The sequence below is a fragment of the Microbacterium lemovicicum genome, assembly GCF_003991875.1.
In the GTDB taxonomy this organism is placed as follows: domain Bacteria; phylum Actinomycetota; class Actinomycetes; order Actinomycetales; family Microbacteriaceae; genus Microbacterium; species Microbacterium lemovicicum.
Genome location: NZ_CP031423.1, coordinates 2,264,528 through 2,286,345 on the forward strand (window position 1 = coordinate 2,264,528; position 21,818 = coordinate 2,286,345).

The 21,818-nt window shown below is 69.0% G+C and carries 19 protein-coding genes; 8 read left to right on the plus strand and 11 right to left on the minus strand.

Features of this window, described 5'->3' with window-relative positions:
* Window positions 1-92: 92 nt before the first annotated feature.
* Window positions 93-536 carry a GNAT family N-acetyltransferase gene (locus CVS47_RS10640; RefSeq protein WP_127096057.1) on the plus strand — a complete coding sequence of 148 codons (444 nt, stop codon included), beginning with the start codon at window positions 93-95 and terminating at the stop codon, window positions 534-536.
* Between the two features lie 104 nt (window positions 537-640).
* Window positions 641-1,486 carry a hypothetical protein gene (locus CVS47_RS10645; RefSeq protein ID WP_127096058.1) on the plus strand — a complete coding sequence of 282 codons (846 nt, stop codon included), beginning with the start codon at window positions 641-643 and terminating at the stop codon, window positions 1,484-1,486.
* A 27-nt stretch (window positions 1,487-1,513) separates the two neighbouring features.
* On the opposite strand, the gene CVS47_RS10650 is transcribed toward CVS47_RS10645, so the two are convergent.
* Window positions 1,514-2,119 carry a hypothetical protein gene (locus CVS47_RS10650; RefSeq protein WP_127096059.1) on the minus strand — a complete coding sequence of 202 codons (606 nt, stop codon included), beginning with the start codon at window positions 2,117-2,119 and terminating at the stop codon, window positions 1,514-1,516.
* 355 nt (window positions 2,120-2,474) lie between these two features.
* Between CVS47_RS10650 and CVS47_RS10655 the strand changes: the two genes are divergently transcribed.
* The gene (locus tag CVS47_RS10655) at window positions 2,475-2,855 is read left to right on the plus strand and encodes a YciI family protein (protein WP_164734633.1); all 381 of its coding nucleotides are present in this window, start codon (window positions 2,475-2,477) and stop codon (window positions 2,853-2,855) included.
* Between the two features lie 191 nt (window positions 2,856-3,046).
* Window positions 3,047-3,580: a hypothetical protein gene (locus CVS47_RS10660; protein WP_164734634.1), complete on the plus strand. Its 534-nt coding sequence runs from the start codon at window positions 3,047-3,049 to the stop codon at window positions 3,578-3,580.
* Between the two features lie 23 nt (window positions 3,581-3,603).
* On the opposite strand, the gene CVS47_RS10665 is transcribed toward CVS47_RS10660, so the two are convergent.
* The 5 genes from CVS47_RS10665 to CVS47_RS10685 form a co-directional block, all read right to left on the minus strand.
* Window positions 3,604-4,518, minus strand: a complete 915-nt coding sequence (locus tag CVS47_RS10665) for a hypothetical protein (RefSeq protein WP_127096062.1) — start codon at window positions 4,516-4,518, stop codon at window positions 3,604-3,606.
* Between the two features lie 47 nt (window positions 4,519-4,565).
* Window positions 4,566-5,237 (minus strand): VOC family protein, encoded by a 672-nt coding sequence (locus CVS47_RS10670; RefSeq protein ID WP_127096063.1) that lies wholly within the window; start codon window positions 5,235-5,237, stop codon window positions 4,566-4,568.
* A gap of 10 nt (window positions 5,238-5,247) precedes the next feature.
* Window positions 5,248-7,839, minus strand: coding sequence for an NHLP bacteriocin export ABC transporter permease/ATPase subunit (locus CVS47_RS10675; RefSeq protein WP_127096064.1), 2,592 nt, complete (start codon window positions 7,837-7,839; stop codon window positions 5,248-5,250).
* A complete protein-coding gene (locus CVS47_RS10680) occupies window positions 7,836-9,971 on the minus strand; it encodes an NHLP family bacteriocin export ABC transporter peptidase/permease/ATPase subunit (RefSeq protein WP_206502597.1) in 2,136 nt (711 codons plus the stop codon). Before CVS47_RS10680 ends, CVS47_RS10675 begins: the two co-directional genes overlap by 4 nt.
* Before the next feature lie 62 nt (window positions 9,972-10,033).
* A complete protein-coding gene (locus CVS47_RS10685; RefSeq protein WP_164734635.1) occupies window positions 10,034-10,855 on the minus strand; it encodes a biotin/lipoyl-containing protein in 822 nt (273 codons plus the stop codon).
* A gap of 244 nt (window positions 10,856-11,099) precedes the next feature.
* On the opposite strand from CVS47_RS10685, the gene CVS47_RS10690 reads away from it, so the two are divergent.
* The 4 genes from CVS47_RS10690 (at window position 11,100) to CVS47_RS10705 (ending at window position 16,516) form a co-directional block, all read left to right on the plus strand.
* Window positions 11,100-11,384 carry an NHLP leader peptide family RiPP precursor gene (locus tag CVS47_RS10690; RefSeq protein ID WP_127096067.1) on the plus strand — a complete coding sequence of 95 codons (285 nt, stop codon included), beginning with the start codon at window positions 11,100-11,102 and terminating at the stop codon, window positions 11,382-11,384.
* A gap of 96 nt (window positions 11,385-11,480) precedes the next feature.
* Window positions 11,481-13,802 carry a TOMM precursor leader peptide-binding protein gene (locus tag CVS47_RS10695; RefSeq protein ID WP_164734636.1) on the plus strand — a complete coding sequence of 774 codons (2,322 nt, stop codon included), beginning with the start codon at window positions 11,481-11,483 and terminating at the stop codon, window positions 13,800-13,802.
* Window positions 13,799-15,148 carry a SagB family peptide dehydrogenase gene (locus CVS47_RS10700; RefSeq protein ID WP_127096069.1) on the plus strand — a complete coding sequence of 450 codons (1,350 nt, stop codon included), beginning with the start codon at window positions 13,799-13,801 and terminating at the stop codon, window positions 15,146-15,148. Before CVS47_RS10695 ends, CVS47_RS10700 begins: the two co-directional genes overlap by 4 nt.
* 153 nt (window positions 15,149-15,301) lie before the next feature.
* Window positions 15,302-16,516 carry a tectonin domain-containing protein gene (locus tag CVS47_RS10705; protein WP_127096070.1) on the plus strand — a complete coding sequence of 405 codons (1,215 nt, stop codon included), beginning with the start codon at window positions 15,302-15,304 and terminating at the stop codon, window positions 16,514-16,516.
* A 264-nt stretch (window positions 16,517-16,780) separates the two neighbouring features.
* Here the strand turns inward: CVS47_RS10705 and CVS47_RS10710 are convergent, their stop codons facing one another.
* From CVS47_RS10710 to CVS47_RS10730, 5 genes are all read right to left on the minus strand, one after another.
* Window positions 16,781-17,563, minus strand: coding sequence for a DUF2511 domain-containing protein (locus CVS47_RS10710; protein ID WP_206502602.1), 783 nt, complete (start codon window positions 17,561-17,563; stop codon window positions 16,781-16,783).
* Between the two features lie 200 nt (window positions 17,564-17,763).
* Window positions 17,764-18,423: an HNH endonuclease gene (locus CVS47_RS10715; protein ID WP_127096071.1), complete on the minus strand. Its 660-nt coding sequence runs from the start codon at window positions 18,421-18,423 to the stop codon at window positions 17,764-17,766.
* Window positions 18,424-18,779: 356 nt separating this feature from the next.
* On the minus strand, window positions 18,780-19,796 hold the full coding sequence (locus CVS47_RS10720) for an SIS domain-containing protein (RefSeq protein WP_127096072.1): 1,017 nt from the start codon (window positions 19,794-19,796) through the stop codon (window positions 18,780-18,782).
* A complete protein-coding gene (locus CVS47_RS10725) occupies window positions 19,793-20,671 on the minus strand; it encodes a PfkB family carbohydrate kinase (RefSeq protein WP_206502603.1) in 879 nt (292 codons plus the stop codon). The genes CVS47_RS10720 and CVS47_RS10725 overlap by 4 nt, the downstream gene beginning before the upstream one ends.
* Window positions 20,668-21,804 carry an NAD(P)/FAD-dependent oxidoreductase gene (locus CVS47_RS10730; protein WP_127096073.1) on the minus strand — a complete coding sequence of 379 codons (1,137 nt, stop codon included), beginning with the start codon at window positions 21,802-21,804 and terminating at the stop codon, window positions 20,668-20,670. Before CVS47_RS10730 ends, CVS47_RS10725 begins: the two co-directional genes overlap by 4 nt.
* Between the last annotated feature and the right edge of the window lie 14 nt (window positions 21,805-21,818).

Consider the following 21,818-nt stretch of genomic DNA (forward strand, 5'->3'; position numbering starts at 1 on the left):
ACGCGGCTCGTGTGAGGCGTGTGCACCTCAGCAGGCCACTCGATCGAGAGCGGACCGCGCGCCGCGGCATCCGGATGCGCTGGGATCAGAGGATGACCGACGACCTGGTGTTCTCCGCAGACCCGGCCGCCATCGACGTCGACCGCGTGCTGCGGTGGCTGTCGGAGGAGTCGTACTGGGCCCGCGGGCGCACGCGTGCGACACACGAAGCGGCGATGGCCGGCTCCCGCAATTACGGCGTCTTCGACGCGGCCACCGGCGCGCAGCTCGCCTACGCCCGGGCGATCACCGACGGCGCGACCTTCGCGTGGATCGCCGACGTGTTCGTCGACCCCGCCGCCCGCGGTCGCGGCGTCGGCAAGCGCATCATGCAGGGCATCATCGACGACCTCGAGCCCCTCGGCCTCAAGCGCACCGCGCTCTTCACCGAAGACGCCCACGGCCTCTACGCGCAGTTCGGCTTCCAGCAGCTCGACGACGCCGGCTCATGGATGCTGCGCTGGGGCTCCGGGTTCGCACCGGCTTCTGCGACGTGACATCGCGCCACCCCGACGATCGCCGAGTGGCGGCACCCTGTCATCCGTTGCGCATGTTGTAAAGCCTCGTCGAGGCCGGACAGCCGTTTTTTTAGGCTCGATGCATGATCTCTTCGACACACCGCCGAATCCTGATCCCCACCGTCCTCCTCGCCGGAGGCCTCGCGCTCGCCGGGTGCACGGCGCCCGCCGAACCCGTGACGTCCGCCTCCGTCCCGCCCTCCGCGGCACCCGTCACCTCCCCGACCGCGTCGCCGGTCGCGACGCCGACCGTGTCCGATCAGGATGCCGTGGCCACCGTCACCACGTATCTCGAGGCCATTCAGCAGGAGCGCTGGGCCGACGCGTTCGCCCTCCTGACGCCCGAGTCGCAGGAGCTCACCGGAACGGAGGAGCAGTTCATCGCCGCCCTGCGACGAGGGATCACCGCCCCGGAGCCTGCCGCCGGCTTCCTGGGGTCAGACGGGTCGTTCACGACGGCGCCGGGACCGGTCGCCGGTTCCGTCCTCGTCTCGGCCACGCGCGATCGGATCGCCGACGCGTGGCTCGTGCGGAGCGGCCCCGAGGGCCTGCGGGTCGACCAGGCCGGCGTGCCCGCCACCGGGGAGTCGCCCTACGCGTGGGTGAACCCGGCCACCGGCCCCGAGGACGTGTCCGACTTCGCTCCCTACGACCCGGCCGGGCCTGCCTCCATCGCGTTCGCCGACCTCGTCACGCGCACGGGAGCAGAAGGACGCTCGCTCGTCGGCTACCCGTCGGAGCTGACCGCCTACCTCGGGGCCGACACGGTGCCGGCGACGTCCGAGGAGTCCGGCACGACGAGGACGTGGACTCTCCCCCTCGACCCCGCCGCACTGGAAGCCGGAACCGCCGCCCTCACCGTCGTCTGGGAGGTCGAGCCCGGCAGCGATCAGTGGCGCACGGCGACAACGGCCGTGTACCTCGACTGACGGCGTAGGCGCCCTGGAGGCCCGTCCTCACGGCACGACGCGGATGCCGGACGACTGCAGCTCCAGCGCCGCGAGCTGCTTCACCACCACGGGGTCGCGGCGCTGCCAGGCGCCGAGCGCATCGGGGCTGATGGCGGCGATCGCCCGCAGCCTCTGATTCGACAGCGCGCGCAGCGCGAGCAGGTCGAGGCTGACGCCCGTGCGGACGAGCGTCTGCGTGCGCCCCGCGCGGATCGCGAACCGCAGCCGCGGGATCAGCCACGCGGCGAGGATCACCAGGATCGGCAGCAGCGCCACCCCGACGCCGACGGTGGTCGCGAGCTGCTGGGTGAGCTCCTGCTGGCTGACGCCCGCCGCCTCCAGCGCCGAGCCGGCGCTGCTCGCTCCGTCGAACGGCGCACGGATGCCCGACCCGAGCAGCGGCACCGACCCCAGCCGGTCACCGAGGTCGTCCATGTTCGCGCGGAATCCCGCGCCCGCGTCCTGCATCTGCTGTCCGAACGCCTCGAGGCTCCGGATGGCGCCGTACACGGTCGCGCCGAGCCAGACCCACGCGAGGATGAGCGCGATCGCGACGACGTCGGCGACGATCTGCCGGGTGCGTCGTGGCGCGAAGTCCGAATACAGTTTCACGTTGTCACTCTGGCAGAGCGCGGCATCCACGGCTCTGTCGCATCGTGCTGCGCGTGCGAAACGGCGGAGAAGTGCAGAATGACGGATGCTGCGGGCACGCCGCATCCGTCATCCTGCACATCCCCGCATTCCCGTGCGCCACCCGGTCGCGCCAGGCACACCGGCCCCTCCGGCGCCTCGAGACCGGTCAACACGACGTCCGCAGCACTCTTCACCGGCCCGACGCTAGGTTCGACCGCCCCGATCGCGAACGGGGGTTGCACCTCGGCGCGGCATCCGCTTGCGTATTCACCATCACCTGCTCGGTGAGCGAGCGCAGCGGATCGAAACGCACGAACCACCCCAGGAGGCATCCGTGAAGTACGTCATCCTCATCCACAACGGCCCCGCGATCGTCGAGCTCTTCGAGGCCATGAGCGACGAGGAGAAGGCCGCCGCGTTCCAGGTCTACTGGGACGTCGAGGCCGACCTGAACGAATCGGGCGAGCTCGTCGATTCGAAGGCCCTCGACACCGACGCCCAGAAGATCGTCGTCCGCGGCCGCAACGGCAAGCCCGTCCTCACCGAGGCCGCGCCGCCGTCGATCGCGGACTCCGTGTCGGGCTACTACCTGGTGGATGTCGCGGACGAGGCCCGCGCCGCCGAGATCGCCGCGCGCTTCCCCGAGGCCGTCGTCCCCGGAGGCATCCGCGTCGCCCGCGTCTGGACCGACGCCGACTTCGCGGCGAACGCCTGAACCCGCCTTTTAGTGGTTCGAAGACGGCTGAGGCTCGTCGTCTTTGCCCGTCGGGTGCGAGCGCTGACGAGGCGCGCTCAGAAGCCTGGACGCTTGACCCAGCGTGACCACCGGAGTACACCTGCGCTTAGATGCTCTTCTGCATGCGAATGAGCGAGGTGAATCGGCGACCGATCTGGAGAAGGTGAAGAGTGAACTCTCACAAATCTGCTGTCACGCTCGCCGTCACACTCGTTGCGGCACTCACTCTCACAGCCTGCAGCGCCAGTCGAATCGTTGCCAGCGGCTCTGATGATGTGGCCCGAGCGGCCGCTAGCGCGATGCGCCAGCAGGCTGACAAGGCGGCACGAACCGCCGTCGTTCTTGGGTCCGCCGCTGATGAAGCTGCCGCTCGCCAGGCGGTGGTCGTGGAGACTGCGGAAGCAGTGCGGAGCAGCTCGTGGCAGATGTTCAAGACCCGGTCAGCAGCGACGTTCCGAGTCACTCGCGAGAGCGAGATCTGCCAGCCCGTTGTCGATCTCCTCTTCGCAGAAGACTCCGACGACATCATCGATGCCCTCTACGGCCTTTCCGACGAGGCGAGCGCCACCGCCGGTGCGGAAGAGCTGTTGAGTGACCTGACCACGCTCATCGAGATCTGGGGCAGCTACGACGGGACCCGACCGGAAAGGACGTATGTAGGAGTGGCCACCGCCTTGTTCCAGGACTACTACTGCGCCCCATGACCCCCGGAACACCAGACCAGTAGTCAGGCTGATTCGGCGACTGCGCCGGCTCGCCGCCGTCGCGTGTCGAGCACGAGCGCACCGGCGACCCCGATGACGGCCGCGACGATGAGCGGCGGGACGACGATCTCCGGAGTCGTCAGAGCCGAGAAGAAGACCTGGATGCCGAACTCGGCCATCTCCGCCGGATAGGCCGCCATCACCCTCATCCCCGCCGCGTTCGACACCCCGGTGAAGAAGGCCGGCCCGATCCACAGCGCCGCGAGGCTCACGATGACCGTGGTGACGCGGCCCACCGTGCGGAAGCCGCACCACGCGATCGCGCATCCGACGAGCACCGCCGGCAGCCAGCGGAGGACGAAGAGGATCACGTCGCTCAGGCCCTGCGGACCGAGGAGCAGCACGTCGCGGAACGGCGCGCCGAGCCAGCTCGGTGCGACGATCGCCGTCATCGCCAGCGCGATGGTCGCGCCGGGCGTCGGTGCGAGCGAGACGAGCAGCACGACCAGGAGGCTCATCAGCAGCGACAGCGCGACGACCGCCAGCACCGCGGCGAGGTAGAGGCGGCTCTGCGCCGACTCCTCGAGCAGAGCAGCCGTGACGACGGCCGACTGACCGACGGCGATCGCCTGCACGAGGAGCAGTCCGCCGACCGCCGTCGGCACGGCGAACCGGCGGCGTCGATTCGCCGTCGCCCTGAGGGCGATTCCCGTGGCCGCCCCGCCCACGACGAGCAGCGCGACGATGGTGGTCAGGAAGTACTGGCTGAGCGGCAGCAGGGCGACTGGCGTCTCGATCGTCGACTGGTCCTCCGCGAGGTTCTGCAGCGGCAGCCGGGCACCGGTGATGAGCCACGGGAGAAGGCCGGCCACGCCGCCGCCGGCGCCAATCAGGAGCCAGATGCCGAGCGGGAGGGGACGATGCTGCGCCGTGCTCATGAGCGCACATTACCGACCGTCCGTCACCTGATCCCGCAGCGGTCCGGTCAGTCGGCGGTGTCGGTCCATGACGCGATGTCGACCCCGTGGTTGTCGGGCGACGCCAGCGACCACCATGCCGGAGCCTGCGAATCGTCGACCATGCGACCGCCAGCGGCGAGCGCCGCAGCCACACGCGCCTGCGCCTGATCGGCCGGGACGAACACGTCGAGATGCGTCCTGCCCCGCCGCGGCACGTCGCCCGCGATCGGGTTGAAGGCGAGCTGCGGTCCGCATCGCAGCGGGTCGACGGCATCCGTGTCCTGCAGGGGGTCGTACCCGAGCGCCGCCTGGAAGAACGGCCGAGCATCGACCTCGGAATGCTGGGCGACGTAGATGCCGATCGACTGCACCCGCGCCGGCTGCGCCCTCAGCCCCCGCTCCCCCGCCGCGCGCGACACGGCCGCCGCGAACGCCGGAGCCGCCAGCGGAATGCCGCCGAAGTCGCGATCGGGCACCCGCACGACGATCGCCTCCGGACGCACGTCGATGTCAGGGTCCACGTCGAAGTGCCGGGACGCCTCGACGATCGACGCGACGAGCGAGGCCGCGTGAGTGAGGGATGCTGCGGCGAACACCGCCTGCGGACCGGTCGCCGTCACCCGCCAGTCCGACACGCCTTCGGCTCGGTGGAACTCCGCCGGCGTGATGCGGGCGTCGCTGCTCGTGGGTTCGCTCATCTGCATGACCTTAGGCGAGCTGACGCTGCGCCTGCGCGGCGAATCGGCCCCCGAGAGCCATGAGCTCCTCGAACGAGCCCGACTCCAGCACCCGCCCGCGCTCCAAGTAGTAGATGCGGTCGACGTCGCGCACCGTGCTGAGGCGGTGCGCGATGACGATTCGCGTCACCGTGAGAGCAGCGAGGCTGTCGGCGACGATCGACTGCGTCACGTTGTCCAGCGCGCTGGTGGCCTCATCGAACAGAAGAACGCGGGGATCGCCCGCGAGCGCTCGCGCGATCAGCAATCGCTGCCGCTGTCCTCCCGACAGTGTCGAGCCGCCTTCGGTGATCGCCGTATGCATCCCCATCGGCATGGCTCTCACGTCGTCCGCGAGGCCGGCGTGCTCGGCGGCACGCCAGGCGTCGTCGGTGGTGAGGTCCACAGCATCGCCGAGGATGTTCGTCAGGATCGTCCCCGGCAGTGGCTCGACCGACTGCAGCACCACCCCGAGTTGACGCCGCACGGCGCGGAGATCAAGCCCGGCGAGATCCTGGTCGTCCAGATATACGCCACCCTCCTCGGGCACCTCGAAGCCGAGCAGCAGCCGCCCGAGGGTGGACTTGCCCGAACCTGACGGCCCGACCAGCGCGACGGAGCTGCCGGCCGCGATGCGGATAGACACGTCGTCCAGGACGACCGGACCGTCCTCCAGGTAGCGGAAGGTGACCCCGCTGAATTCGACCGCCCCGCGCAACACTCCGGGGTCGGCTTTGCCGGCGTCGTCCTCGGGCACTTCCGCGATCACGGGGAGCATCCGCTTCATGGCGGGCGCCGACTGTACGAGTTGCGTGGCGACCATGACGATTGACACGACAGCCGCCACGACCTGCCCGAACGCCGCGTTGATGGCGAGGAACTGCCCCGCTGGAATCGCGTCCGAGTCGCTCAGACCGACGACGGCGAACAGCACCAGTGAGGAGAGGATCGGGAACACTCCGATCGACACCGTCACAACGTTCTGTGCCCGGCGCACGTCATTCCACGCGAGCCGCCGCGCACGGAATCGCTCGGCCCATCTCTGGAATGCCTTCTCGTGAGCACCGGCCACCCGCAGCTTGCCGATGCCTGCCACCAACTCGAGAACGAGGCCGCTGAGCTGGCCGGCCGTGCGCTCCACCGCCTGCGCCCGCCGGTACTGCGCACGAGCGGAGAGCCAGACGATGACGCCCAGCGCGGCGATGAGAAGTGTTGCGATCACTCCGAAGACGGTGCTGTAGACCCAGATCAGAGCGAGGCTGAACACGGCGGTCGCCACTCCGAGGAGGGCGACGACGGCCCCGCTCCCCACGAGGCGCACCATCGCGTCGACGGACTGCACGCGCACGGCCAGATCACCGGCCGAGTACCGGCGGAAGAAGGCGGTCGGCAGGGAGAGCAGGCGTCCCCACACGGCGGGGACGAGGTAGCCGTCGAGGCGGCCCTGAGTGCGCACGACGGCCGTCGCCGTGGCCACCTGGAACAGCGCACCGGCGATCGCCGACACCGCCAGCGCCAGTGTCAGCTGCACCAGCTCGGGCACATCGGCGCCCGGGATGACCGTGCCGACGATGCGGCCCGTCACGATCGGCACGGTCAAGGCGACGAGCGCGGAGGCGATGGAGAAGCCGACGAGCCAGAGCACGTCGCTGCGCGTGTGCAGCAGCGCCGAGCGCAGCAGCGCGGGGATCGTGAGCGGACCCTCGGGCAGCGGCCTGTACACGACGACCGCATCGGCCTCGACCGCGGCGGCGAGATCAGCGGTCACGGTCGTGCGCGAGCGGGTCTGAGGGTCGATCAGCTCGTACCGCGTGGCGCCGCGAGGCACCAGCGCCACCGGCTGATGACCCTCACTGAGGTACCCGACCATCGGGCCGGAGTCCTGCCGCCACCAGCCGTCGGCGAGGCGCACGCGTCGCGTGCGCACGCGAGCGGAGCGCGCCAGGAGGGTGATGCGGTCGCCGGATGTCACGCCGGGCGGCACCTCCGGCGCCGGCAGCCCGTGGGCCCTGATGACCGCGGCGAACGCCGCATCCAGGGGATCGTCTCCCTCGGCGGTGAGGGGAAGCACGGGTTCGTCATCCACGAGTGCCCGCATGCCGTCGAGCGCACCGGCCATCGCGGTGGCCCGGGCGCTGCGCTGCGCTCGCACGCGGGCGACGCCCTCACGCTCCATCTCGGCCCGCCTGGCATTGACCGCGGCCTCCAGCCGTGCCGTCGGGTCGACCTCCGCCGTTGGGGCCGGCGGCGCGACGTCCTCGCCGCTCAGGGCCTCCGCCAGCCCGTCCACCCACGCGGACCGCTCGTCGGCGTCGTCGGGCCCCATCGGCACACCGCGCACGACGGTGTCGATGCCTCCCACGGCGAGCAGTCGCACGGTGCGGCCCGGCCCGTCGGCGATGCCGAAGACCCGCCCGCCGGCGGCGACCGTGCCCAGGTGCAGACGCGGGGTCGGGGCATCCGTCTCGCCCCCGACCGCGAACACCTCCACCACTCCGCGCACGACCTCCCACGATCGTGCCGTGTCGGTCAGCAGCAGCGGCCGATTCGCGCCGAGCGCCGCATCCGCGTTGCTTTCGCTCATGCCTGCGCGCTCCCGTCCGCGGCGAAGAGCGCACTGTAGGGGCCGCCCGTGCCGATCATCTCGTCGTGCGTACCGCGTTCGACGATCCGCCCGCGGTCGAGCACGATGATCTCGTCGCAGTCGCGGATCGTGGAGAGCCGGTGCGCGACGATGAGCGTCGTGCACCCGCGGCGGCGGATGTTCCCGTCGATGAGCTGCTCGGTGGTGGGGTCCAGGGCACTGGTCGCCTCGTCCAGCACCAGGATGCGCGGCTCGGTCACGAGCGCGCGGGCGATCTCCAGGCGCTGGGCCTCTCCCCCGCTGAAGTTCGCTCCGCCTTCGCGCACCGCGGTGCCGTAGCCGTCGGGACGTCGGGCGATCTGGTCGTGGATCGACGCATCGTGCGCGGCCTGCACGACCCGCGCGGTGGGGATCGTCGTGTCCCACAGGGTGAGGTTGTCGCGCACGGTGCCGCTGAACAGGCGGATGTCCTGGTCGACGAGGGCCAGAGACGACGTGATGGTGTCGCGAGGCCATTCGCCGCGGAGGCGCCCGTCGAAGAGGATCTCCCCGCTCCACGGCTCGTGCAGGCCGGACACCAGACGGCTGATCGTCGACTTCCCGCTGCCCGATCCGCCCACCAGTGCCACGCGACTGCCGGGCCGGAGCGTCAGGTTCACGCCGTTCAGGAGCGGTGCCTCGAGGATGCTGTAGCCGAAGGTGACATCGCGGAGCTCGATCATGCCGGACAGACGGATGCCCGGTCCTGCCGTCTCGCGGTCGTCGATGTCGATGACGGGGTTGGCCAGGACGTCATCGAGACGCTCGAGGTCGCCGCCGATCTCCTGGAGCGTCCCGCCGAGCTGGACGAAGCGCCCGATGGGCTCGATCGCACGGTTCATCAGCACCTGGAAGGCGATGAGGGTGCCGAGGCTCATCGCTCCCGTGATGACGTCGAGACCGCCCCAGCCCAGCACGGCGGTCGTGGTGAGCGCGGCCAGGAACGGCGGCACGACCAGGAGGGGAAGCGAGGCCCGGCCCATCCGCTGCGCTCCCGAGACAGTGCGGGCATGCAGCCCGCTGATGCGGGTGAACAGGTCGGACTCGCGCCCGGACGCCTTGATCGACTCGATGGAGGTGATGCCGCTCATCGCGCTGCCCAGCATCAGTCCGGCGTCCTGCAGCAGGCGGACGGTCTCATCGCGGCGCCGGCGACCCACGGAGCGCAGGACGAGCACGTTGATCACCACCCCGGCGATGCCCACGAGCGTGAGCCCCGGGCTGTAGCCGACCATGACGGCGAAGTAGAAGATCACCACGACCGAGTCGATGAGGGCCGCGGCGATCTCGCTGGAGAGCAGCACCGCGAGCCGGTCGTTGCGCGGGACGCGGCCGGAGATTTCTCCGGCCGAGCGCCCCGAGTAGAACGAGATGGGCAGCCGCAGCAGATGCCACAGGAACGCGCCCGAACTGTGCGAGGACAGCTTGGTCTCCAGCGCCATCAGATACCGCTGACGGAGGGCGGTGAGCACGCCGATCACGAGCGCCGCCCCGAACAGCAGTCCGAGGATCGGGCCGATCGCCCCCGGCTGATCGGCGACGAGCACCTGGTCGATGAAGGCCTTGGTCAGCACAGCCGCGGCCAGTCCCGGGATCACGAGCGCCAGCCCGGCCAGCACGACGTAGAGCAGCCCCGCCATCGAGTGACGCAGGCGCTGCGCCAGCCCGGGCAGCACTCGGGGAGGGATGCCGCCCCGGATGAAGTCGGGTCCGGGCTCCATCGTCAGCACCACGCCCGTGAACGACCGGTCGAACTCGTCGTCGGTGACCGTCCGCGATCCGACGCCGGGATCCTTCAGGAACCATCGACCCGGCGCGTACCCCTCGACGACGACGAAGTGGTTGAAGTTCCAGAACACGATCGCCGGCAGAGTCCCGGTGCGCAGCTCGGCCGGGTCTTGACGCAGACCCTTCGCCGTCATGCCGTAGGTGCGCGCGGTCTTGAGCACGTTGCTCGCCTTGACGCCGTCGCGGGATACGCCGGCCGCCTCTCGCAGCTCATCCAGCGGCACCCACCGGCCGTACGAGGCGAGCACCATCCGCAGCGAGGCGACACCGCACTCCGCGGCCTCCATCTGGATGACGGTCGGCACCGCGGTGCGCCGCGCCTTCGCCCCCGCGGGTTTCGGCCTCGCGGACGTCGTGGCCGCCGCGGTCATCGTGCCGCTCTGATCGATGGGAACAGCAGGGAGATGGGGGGCTGGGAGGCGGTGATGACCGTGGAGTTCACCAGCGTCCCCGCCGAGAGTGGCTCCTGCGGACCGGTCGCCGTCGTCCAGGAGTAGCCCGTCGCCGTGTCCGCCTCGGTCAGCGCCACCTCGATCTGGAACACCGGGACACCGGAGACCACGATGTTCGTGATCTCCTCGTTGTTGAGAAGGGCGAGCACGCCGGCCCGGGTGACCGGGTGCGTTCCCACCCGGGTGACCGTGCCCCGCAGCAGGCCGTACTCCTCCGAGGGAACGGTGGTCACGGAGATCTGCACCGGCATCCCGGGCTTGATCGGCTGGGTCCCGTCGACGGGCACGAACGCGTAGACGCGGAGGTCTTCATCGGCTGGCTGGATGGTCGCCACCGTCGCGCCGGCGGTGACCGGATCGCTCGGGTACGCGAGCAGCTCCACGACGGTGCCGGAGGCCTCCGCATCGACGGTCCGGCTTCCGCTCCCCGTCGACACGGTGGCGATCGGGTCTCCCTGCGACACCTCCTCCCCGGCGCTGACGAACACCTCCGACACCGAGCCGTCCTGGGGTGACACGCTGTTGACCGTCCCGTACTGGGTGGCCAGCACCCCTGCCGCCGGAAAGGTCGTCGTCACGGTGCCGACGAAGCACCACGCGATGAAGGCGGCCAGCACGAGGATCACGGCCCCGAGGGCGATCCAGCCCGCGGGGCGCACCAACCGCACCTCGGTGTCGAGCTGCTCGGGGCTGGACAGGTGCCTTTCCGCACCCGCCCGGAACATCGGTGTACTCACATCATCTCCTCGTCGGAACGCGCGCGCGTTCGTGAGGGCAGCCCCTCTTTCCCCGTACGGTTCCACATCGCGCGGGAGGGCACCATGGGCCCAGGTCCTGCACGCAGGAGAAGCCGACGACGCTGGGCGACGAGGACCGGGAGGGACAGTACCTAGATCCATGGTGGGTCTCGGCATCCACCCGCACAGTGGATGTCAGGGGAACATCCACCCCGATCGAAGGACAACAGGGAGATCGAAGAAAATGAGCGAATCAATCGACAACGACATCGCCAAGGTCATCGCCAAGGCATGGTCGGACGAAGACTTCCACGCTCGGCTGGTCGCCGATCCGACGGCGACTCTCAGCACCGAGGGTGTCACCATCCCCGAGGGGGCTCGCGTCGTCGTGCTCGAGAACACGGATGACGTCGTTCACCTTGTCATCCCGGCCAAGCCGCGTGAGCTGTCCGACGAGCAGCTCGACTCCGTGGCCGCCGGCCTCAGCGGCGGCTTCACGGGCTACGCCTACTGCGGCCGCGACAAGTAAGTCCGTCGACGTCCTGGTCGGCGAACGCGGCGTGGGCGTGCGATGCACCCCGCGCCGCTGCCTTCCCGACGCAGACTCCGAGAGGAAGGCGCATCCATGATCGCCGCAGACACCCCGATCAGTCCCCGCACCGCGGTCGACGGATCGACCACCGTCACCCGATGGGCCGTCGATCCGCGCATCTCGGTGCATCCGCTGGGCGAAACCGGCGTGGTGGCGCTGAGGGGCGAACGCGAGATCATTCTGCGAGGGAAGACGTTCCGGGCAATTCTGGACATCGCCGAAGGTCGCTCGTCCGACGAGATCGCCGCCGCGATCGGCGGTCGGGTCTCCGCGGCAGAGACCTACTATGCGATCGAACAGCTGCGGCGCCGCGGCATCCTGGTCCCCGCCGAGCCTGCCCCCGACGCCGGGTGCCGCGCACTGTGGTCGGAGCTGGGCGTCCAGCGCCCCGGTGACGATCCGATGCCCACGCCGACGATTACCGTCTCTGAGACCGGGGGTGTCTCGACCGATGTCATCGCCGGACTCGCCGATGGACTGGAGGCCTCTGGCTGCATCGTGCGCACCGTGTCCGGACCGCCCGACCTGGCCGCAGAGGCGCCAGACCTGCTGATCGTGGTGGCGGGGGACTACACCGATCCCGCCATCGCCGAGATCAACCGGCGCTGTCTGCAGTTCTCCGTGCCCTGGATGCTCGTCTGGCCCGACGCGCATACGCCGTGGCTGGGCCCGGTGTTCCGGCCGGGGGCGACCGCGTGCTGGGAATGCCTCATGAACCGTCGTCGTATGCACCGCCGCCTGCACGCTGTTCTGGGTGCTGACGGCGATCCTGTGCTGATGCCCCCGCTCTCGGCACCGTCCGTCAGCGCCCTCGTCGGGCGGATGGCCGCGTTGGAAGCCGCCAAAGCGGCGCGGGGCATCGTCCCAAGCCTGGCTCACGACGTGCCGGCCGGCGCGGCCGTGCTGCTCGAGATGAACCTGGCCGACTGGTCGAGCACCGAGCACATCGTCGTCCGACGGCCGCAGTGCCCGGAGTGCGGTGATCCGTCTCCGCGAGCGATGCAGCAGATCCGGCTGGACGCCGAACGTCCGCGAGAAGGAGACGACGGCGGTACGCGCACGCTCGATGCCGACGAGACCTTCCGCCGCCTCCGTCACCACGTGAGCGCGATCACCGGGGCCGTTTCCCTCCTCGAGAAACAGCCCGTACCTTTTCCCGGCGTCCACGTCTGGTACTCGGGCATCAATGTCGCCCTGGCGCCCGAAGACCTCTTGGACCTCGATGTGACGGTGCGGTCGGTGACAGCCGGCAAGGGGACGACCGCCGAGCAGGCGCGCGTGGGGGCGCTTGCGGAGGCCCTCGAGCGATACTCCGCGTCGCGGCACGGAGATGAACTCGTCGTGTGCGGATCCTTGAACTCCCTGCACGGTCGAGCGATCCACCCGAACGACGCGATGCTCTTCAGCGAGCGTCAGTTCGCGGATGCCGAAGCGCACGGGTCTCCGGACTCCTGGTTCAACCGCGTCCCCGCTCCGTTCGACCCCGACGCCACCCTCGAGTGGACGCCGATCTGGTCGTTGACCCACGACCGCGAGTTCTTGCTCCCGACGGACTACCTCTACATGGGCCGCCGGGACGCGGCATCCATCGGTCTCATGTCGGATTCCAACGGGTGCGCGGCCGGCAACACGGTCACGGAGGCGGTTCTGCAGGGGTTCTACGAGCTCGTCGAGCGAGATGCCGTCGCCATCTGGTGGTACAACCGCCTGAACAGGCCGGGCGTGGATCTCGCGTCCTTCGGCGACCCGTGGATAGACGACATGGTGGCGTCCTACCGCGCTCGCGGCCGGGAGATCTGGGCGCTCGATCTGACCACCGACCTCGGCATCCCGGTCTTCGTGGCCTTGTCTCGGCGCGAAGGGCATGACGTGGAGGCGATCCTGCTCGGGTTTGGCGCCCATCTCGACCCTCGCATCGCCCTTCTGCGCGCGCTGTCGGAGGTCAACCAGATGTCGCCCGTCGATGAACGACTCGGTGACGGAGAGCAGGGACTGGACCGCGAGCTTCGGACGTGGTTGAACGACGCCACCCTCGCCAGTCAGCCTTACCTGGTGCCGGATCCGGATGCACCCGTGTGGAGTGCCTTCGATCACCCGAGCTCCACGGGCGGCGACCTCGCCGACGATGTGCTCACCTGTCGAACGGCCGTCGAACGCGCCGGCATGGCGGTGTACGTGATCGATCAGACGCGCCCGGACATCGGCCTGTCTGTTGTGAGGGTGGTCGTGCCTGGCCTGCGACCGTTCTGGTCGAGATACGCGCCCGGTCGGCTCTACGACGTTCCCGTCGCCCTCGGCTGGCTCGGCCAGGCGGTCGACGAGGGTGACCTCAACCCGATCCCCTTCTTCCTGTGAGCGACACCCTCGTTCGCCGTCTGCGGGTTCCCGCGGAGTCGGTGGAGCCTCTGGCCGGCACTCCCGAGCGCGTCGCCTTCGATCGCCTGCGGCAGGGCCCTGCCGCCGCGTCCGACCTGGACGAGCTCGCTCTCCGAGGCGGGGCCGTGGGCCTTGCCCGGTGGATGACGTGGTCGCAGCATGCGATCGACCACGGCGTGCTGTCGTCCGTGCTGATCGGACCGGATGGTGCGACATTCGCAGAGTTCGTCGCTCAGCGCCCCCATGCCGGGCCGCTCGAGCCACGGGCCGATGCCCGATACGGTTCCCTGATCCTCTCGAGGTTCGCATTTCTGCATCGCGGCACGGAGGGAGCGGCGCTCGAGTCGCCGACGAGCAGAATCCGCGCCGACCTCTCCCCCGCCGCTGCGCGCGTCGTCAGCGGGTTCGCTGCGGCGTTTTCGATCGAGGCCGCGGTGGCTTCCGCGCCGCCCGAGGCGGCGTCCGCCGTACGCAGGCTGATCCCACTGCTCGTGGCGTGCGGTCTGCTGATCGAGGTGGGTGCCGCCGCGGAGGACGCCGACCCCGTGATCTCGCAGTGGGAGCTGCACGACATGCTGCTCCACGAGCGCAGCCGCACGCAGCGCTCGGATGGCCGGCGCGGAGCCACCTTCCGGTTCGCGGGCATCAGGCCCTCCCCTCCCGCGCACGACCCGAACCTCGGATCACCGGCGATCGCCTTCCGCAGACCCGACCTGGGCGGGCTGCAGGGACCGGACGGCGCGCTGGCGCACCTCATGGAGACACGCAGATCACGGAGCGATCTGGAGCCGATTGACGCCGACCGTCTCGGTGAGCTTCTGTATCGCACCTCCCGCATCCGGGCGGTCGTCCCCGGAGGCGACCATCCAGCCGCCTACGACAAGCTCGACCGCCCACATCCCTCCGCAGGCGGCATGTACGAGCTGACGACATATGTCGTCGTGGGCGACTGCCCCCCGCTGCAGCGCGGAATCTACCGCTACGACGGCATCGGGCACGGCCTGGATCTCGTCTGTCCCGCCGGTCCCGACCTGGATCGTCTTCTGCGCGATGCCGCCGCCGCCACCGGCTTGAGCTCGACCCCGTCGCTCCTTCTGGTTCTGGCCGCCGATTTCACGAGACTGTCCTGGAAGTACGAGGCGATCGCCTATGCATCCATCCTCAAGGACGTCGGCGTGATGTTCATGGCGATGCAGCTCGTCGCCACCGCGATGGGACTCGGCAGCTGCCCGATCGGTGGGGGCGACTCCGACGTCTTCGCCCGAGCGATCGGCACGGACTGGCTGCATCACACATCGGTGGGCGAGTTCCTCATCGGGTCCTGACCTGTCACGGGCCGCTGAAGGCATCCCCCTGCATGCGCCTCTGCACGGGACGTATCACCGCCCCCCTCGCTCCCTCTTCCCAGTGAGCGCATCGTGCGCCCGAGCACGGACTTCGAAGGAGCTGTGCTCTGTCGACCGCCGAAGGAGGCAGTCATGTCCAGTCGAACCATGACACCCGAGGAGTATCAGTTCGCGCTCACCATCTTCGAGCGCGACTTCCCGGTTCGCGATGACATCGAGCTGTGCGACGGCACCGGCCTCGACGGTCGCCAGTTCGTGCGGCCGACGGTGTTCGGCGACCCGTACAAGATGTACCTCGGAGACATGTTCGCGCAGCCTCTGAGCCGGAAGGCGAAGTTCGCGCACGAACTGACCCACGTCTGGCAGCTGCATCACTTCCCCAAGGCGTGGTACGGATGGCATGCGCTCACCGATCACGTTCTCGGCAATGATGCCGCTTCGTACGCGTACACGCTCGTGGACGGTAAGAACTTCGGCGACTACGGCCTAGAAGAGCAGGGCGCCATCGTCGAAGCGTCCGTGAACCGTCCGGGATCGACGGAGGCGGAGCTCGTCGCGCACACGTTCCACAGCGACACGTGGAAGCTTATGATCGGGTCGTCCGGAGCGGACGTGGCGGTGGGCGACGACGGCACCGACCCGCACGCGGTGTGGCTCGTCAACACCGGCGGTGTCATCTACCGGTATGCGGGCGACCGCTGGCAGCAGATGCCCGGATCTGACGGCGTGTCGATCGCCGTCGGCGCAGGACGCGTGCTGCTCGTGAACACCGTCGGCAAGATCTACGAGTTCACCGCGGGGGCCTGGCATCAGCTGCCGGGCAGCAGCGGCAGGGATGTCGCCGTCGCGAACGACGGGACGGCCTGGCTCGTCAACACCGTCGGCAAGATCTACGCGATGGCGCCCGGTGCCTCGAAGTGGCGGCAGATGCCCGGCTCTGACGGCGTGCGGATCAGCGCCGGCCGCGACGTGTGGCTGGTGAACACGGTCGGCAAGATCTACCGGTGGAACGGCGGCTCCTGGGACCGCACCGCGGGCAGCGACGGGCGCGACATCGCCTCCAGCGCCGACGGCCACACGTTCCTCACGAATACGGCGGGGTCGATCTACGAGTTCTCGGGCACCGCGTGGACGCAGCTCGACGGCTCCGACGGACGCACCCTCTCCGCCGGCGGAGGCACGCTCGTGCTCGTCAACACGGTCGGCATGATCTTCCGCCGCGCGTACGGCACGCCCCCCACGCACGTCGTGCAGGTGGATCTGTCGGCGGTGCTCACCGGTTCCGTGGAACCGCGGATCGTGAAGCGCCGGGTAACTATTCCTCGGGCGCCGCTCGGTCGCGCGTGATCTCGACGACTGAGCATCGGTGGAGCCAGTCGAAGGTCTGCGGACTGACCAGTGCCGCGGCGCCGGCCTCGTCGTGCCGGCCGGCGCCCTCATTCGTTCATCACCGCCAAAGCTCATCGGCGATACCAACGGAAAGGCCTGGTACACCCGGTGGACCGCGCTCGCCGACGGGATAATGTCGGATGCTGCGGCCAGCCTCACCGCCGGGCGCACGGTCAGCACGCGGAAGGGTGTCGACCCGGTCAGCCCCTCAACCGCGACGGTTTAGCTCGGACATAGTGCGAGCCCCGCTGAGATTATCGGCTCAATGCTGATCTTGGAGCCGCTGATGGCCGGATTGTCGGCCCAGATCTCGTCGATCTTGGGCAGATCGGTGAGTTCCATCGCCGTGCCATTCACCGCGTAAGTCATACCATCGGGCGCCTCAAACGTGATGGGGAAAGGTGGCCCTCCGAATGCAACCTCACAATAGACGAGCCCATCCGGCACAGTGAGCGGCCAGTTCGCACCGAAGTCGACATCGCATAGGAACTGTCTGGACGGAATGGTGGGTTTACTGCCGCAGTCGTAGTCCCTTGTCGTAACCGGTGCCGCCGGAGTGGGAGGCGGCGTTGAGATCGCAGTCGGCTTCACGGTCGGCTTGATGGTCGGCGTCGGCGGCGCTGCCCGCTGTGGCGACGCCGTCGGCGTAGGGACCGCGCGCGTGCGAGTTGGGCTTGGAGACGTCTCCGGCGTCGGTGACTGGACGGCACTGGTTGGTTGTGATGTGACCACGGCCGATCGAGCCTTCTGTCCAGCCGCCATGATCGCATCGATGTTGCTGGTGGTGACCGTTGACGTGATACCTGCAAGAGCACCGAGCACGATGGCGACGATAGCCATCCACCGCGTCTGCCGTTTGACAAGAGCAATCACGCCCAAGGCGATAGCAGTCAAGCCCGCCGCAATGCCCACAAACGGGAACAATCCGATAAGAAATGCAACGAGTCCGATTGCCAGCGCCCAGATAGCGAGCCTTCTACCGGTCCTCTTTGACACCAGCGTCACGTCGACAACCTTCCCGCGGCGCCGCCACGAAGGTCCGCCTATTCTCAATCTAGTGAAGCTACGCCCTCCTGGATTCACGAATCCGAGAGAAACGATGAAGGCAGGCGCCATCCCGTAAGTAGCCGGCTTTAAGTCTTAGCCCGCTCCCGCCGATCAACGCCGCACATCAAGTCAGGCTCCCCCAGCTGTGTCATCGCACGTCAGGACATTGCCTGCGAGAAGTAGCGCAGCCAGCGGGCGTGATATTCAGCGGCTGAGTGTCGGCGTCCCTGTGAGTCGCCCATCGCGACCACGCTTGGATAGGCAGAGACCAGGCCATCCCACCCGTGAACACGGGCCGGGAGCTCCACGTGCGGAAGATCACTGACGAGCGCGTCTCCCTTCTTCGCATTGCACATGGTGTGGAGGGTCGTAAGATTCGCGATGTCGCTCGACCCGCCGCGGGCGTACGCAACCGTATGGTCAGCCTCGGGCGCAAGTGCCCAATACATCGGGTGAATCTCACCGTGCCGATAGTTCGGGTGGTACGGAAGCTCCTCCGGAAAGAGGTCACTGAAGGCAACGAGGACATTCCGCGGTACACACCGACCACCGCAGTGTGTGCAGGTCATGTGATCCCGCAAAAAAACCTGTGCCCGCATGCGGTTGGAAACGTCGCGAGCTAGGCGCTCTTCCACAGCGGGAGTGGAACTTGTCTTCGGCGTCAACCGAAGGCGCCCCTCCCAGCGCTGGAAGGCAATCGGTTGAATTCCTCGTCGCGCCTCTCGGACGTCACCCTGCACGATTGCTTCGGCCGCCACCTGGAGCGCGTTAGCGTAAATATCGACATCAGCCAGGTCAAGCGTGCGGACGAAGGTCACGACGCCACCATACTGACCGCGGCCATCGCCGGAAGATCTTGGGATTCGACTTCTTCCAGCCGTTCCAATGATGAGCGGGCGTCTACGTCGCGATCATGAGACATCCCGCTCACAGGTGACCGCGTGCGCCGGCACCTCGCGAGGAGCGAGCACGAAGAGAGACGAGGACGTTTCGAGGGTTGTGGTGTTCACGAGGTTCCCTCGTTGGAGGGGGCGGTTGGACGCAAGTCAGCGAGCAAAACGGGATCGACTCGTGCTGCCGTGCCACGCTTGCGTGAGTTGTTCATCGCAAGAAGCGATTCAGCGCACTGCCCGGAACCCCGCGCGAGCGGCGCTCCGGGCAGCGCGACGTCACCTCAGTACGCGAACTGCCACATGTAGCGACGCCCCTCGAGCGCGTAGCCGCGGGCCGCAGCCCAGTGCGCGGCCAGCCGCGAGACGAGCGTGGCGTACACGAGAGGCGCCACATAGGCCCGCTGCTCAGCGGCGATGCCGTCGAGGGCGAAGTCGCGCGAGTCGATCACGAAGGTCGGGCCGCTGTAGCCCTCGAGGAACGCGAGAGCGCGCTCACCCATCGGCCGCGTGACGTCCTCCGGCAGAAAGACGATCGACTTCGTCTCCTTGTCGAAGACCTCGAACGGGCCCTGGAAGAACTCGTCCGCGTTGATCGTCACGGCGTGCATCCACTGCATCTCCTCGAGATAGCAGCTCGTGAAGGTCTGTGCGGGGCCGGTGAGCGACCCTGACGTCAGCAGCGGGGTGACCGCAGCATCCTTCATCTCCTGCGCCAGCTCGGCCGCGCGGGGCTCGAATGCCGTCACGTCGGCGAGCAGCGCCTCGGGAAGTGCGCGCAGCGCCGCCAGGCGTGCCGACACATCGGTGTCCTCGCGACGCACCACCGCGAGCGCGAGCAGCTGCAGCAGCAGCTGCGTGCCCTGACCGGTCTGCGCGACGAAGGCGGTGTCGAGCGCCTGCGCGAGCGGGCCCTCGGCTTTGAGCGTCACGCCGACGACCGACGCACCCTGATCCTGCGCCCACCTGCCGGCCTGGACGGTCTCGGGGGTCTCCCCCGTGCCCGACAGCACGATCACGAGCGCGCCTGGCTTCACCGACGCCGGTGCGCGGTAGAAGAACTCGTCGGAGTTGAACGACACGGCCGGCGTCTGCGCGGAGGTGTCGAGCACGAACTGAGCCGCCTGCACACCGAACAACGAGCCGCCGGCACCGACAAGGAACACGCGGTCGATCGAGGGCTGCGCGTCGATGTGGTCGGCGATCGACTCCCACTGGTCGAGGGCGTGGCGCATCGAGGGGACGATGTCGCCGGGGATCTCGGCAACGGGTCCGGGGCCGAGGTAAGTGCCGTCAGTCAACGGAGTTCTCCTTCTGTGAGTAGGTCATCGGTTCTCGGCGAGGTCTCTGTGATGTCGATCGGCGCGCCGTAGCCGAAGGCGCCGAACTGCGTGCAGGTGACGGCTGCGGAGGCGGATGCTGCGGCCATGAGTGTGCCGAGATCCTCCCCGCGCAGCAGTCCGATGAGCGCGCGGGCGGTGAGGGTGTCCCCTGCGCCGAGCGTGTCGACGACCTGCGTGGGCACCGGTGTGCTCGACGCGCGCTGCGCACCGTCGGTCAGCACCGCACCGCGCGAGCCTCGGGTCACGAGCACCCACCTCGCTCCGCCGGCGAGCGCGCCGGCGATGAGGTCGTCGACCTGCGCCTCGTCGAGGTCGCCGCCCGAGAAGGTGGCGAGGAAGCAGTGCGAGACGAGCGGATGCCAGAACTCGGGCTGCGTGCGGATCGAGAAGTCGTACGACACCCTCGTGCGCCGCGCGAAGTCGGGCACGTGCGCATCGAGGAAGCTCGAGTCGCCGACGTGCAGGGCGTCGTACCCGGCGATGACGTCGAGGTCGGCCTCCGATGGGGTGAACAGGGAGACGCCCTTCCCCGAGTTCAGGAAGACGCGGTCGCCGTCGATGAGTCCGATGCGGCAGTACGCCGTCGAGCCGTCCTCGATGCGGAGCCGGGTGGTGTCGACGTTCTCCGCACGCAGGGCCGACCGCAGCAGGTCGCCCGCGGCATCCTCCGCCACGGCTCCGATGTAGGAGGTCTCGACGCCCTCGCGCGCCGCGTAGACCGAGACGTTGACGCAGTTGCCGCCCGGATACATCACGCCGTCGGCGGTGTAGCAGTCCACGACGTTGTCGCCGACGGCGACGATGCGCGGGTCGGCGAGGGGCAGCGGCCTCACGCGGGCACCGGAGCGAAGCGTGCGGCGTTGAAGTCGGCCAGCAGCGGGCTGGGCGTTCCCGTGAGGATCTCGCGGGCGACGAGCTCGCCGGTGATGAGGCCGAGCGTGGCCCCGCTGTGGGTGAAGATGACGTGCAGTCCGGTGATGTCGCGCACGGCGCCGATGACCGGTTCGCCGTCGCCCGGGATGGGCTTGGGACCGGCGCCCACGGTGTCGAGTTCGAGCTCCGGGTTGCCGGCCAGCACGGCGGACGCCTCGCGGAGCAGCTGCGCGACGGTCTCGTCGCGTACCTCCCAGGTGCCGTCGTCGTGCCGGACGACCTCGCGCTCCGACCAGCCGGAGTCGAGTACCAGCGTGCCGAACGGTGTGGGGCGGATCGCCACGCGCGGCGTGTTCAGCACAGCCTTGAGCTCGACCTCGATGGGCTTGGTGCTCACGAGCACCGAGATCGGCGTCTGCTCGGGCAGCTCGATGCCGAGGCCCGCGAGGTCGCGCGGCACCCACGGCCCGGTGGCCAGCACCACGCGGTCGGCGGGAAGCAGGTCGCCGCCCTCGGTGCGGGCACCGACGGCACGACCGCCGTCGACCTCCACCGAGGTGTGCCCGGCGTTCTCGACCAGGGTGCCGCCGGCGGCGGCGAACGCCGTCAGCAGCTCCGCGACGAGGAGCGGCAGATCGACCCAGCCCTCGCCCGGGTTGAAGATGGCACCTTCCTCGTGCACCGACGAGGGGTCGACGCCCGGTGTCCATGCCGTGATCTCGTCGGGAGCGAGCCAGACACTGTCGTAGCCAAGGCCATGCTCGTAGGCGAGCCGCTCCAGGTGCGATTTGCCCGGCTTCGCCCAGGTGAGACCGCCGTCGAAGCGCAGGAAGCGCGCCGCTTCGGGAGTGCGGGCCAGCAGCGTGCGGTAGCGGTCGATACCGGCGACGCGCAGCGCGTGGTAGGCGGGGCTGCGGAAACCTGCCGAGTTGAGCCACGACAGCGAGCGTCCGCTGGCGCCCGAGGAGACGGTCGACTCGGTGACGAGCGTGACCCGGGCGCCGCCCTGGGCGAGGCGGGTGGCGGTGGAGACGCCGAGCACGCCCGCGCCGATGACGACGACGGCCGGTGCGGATGAGGGTGTTTCAGGCATGGCTGTGCTTTCTC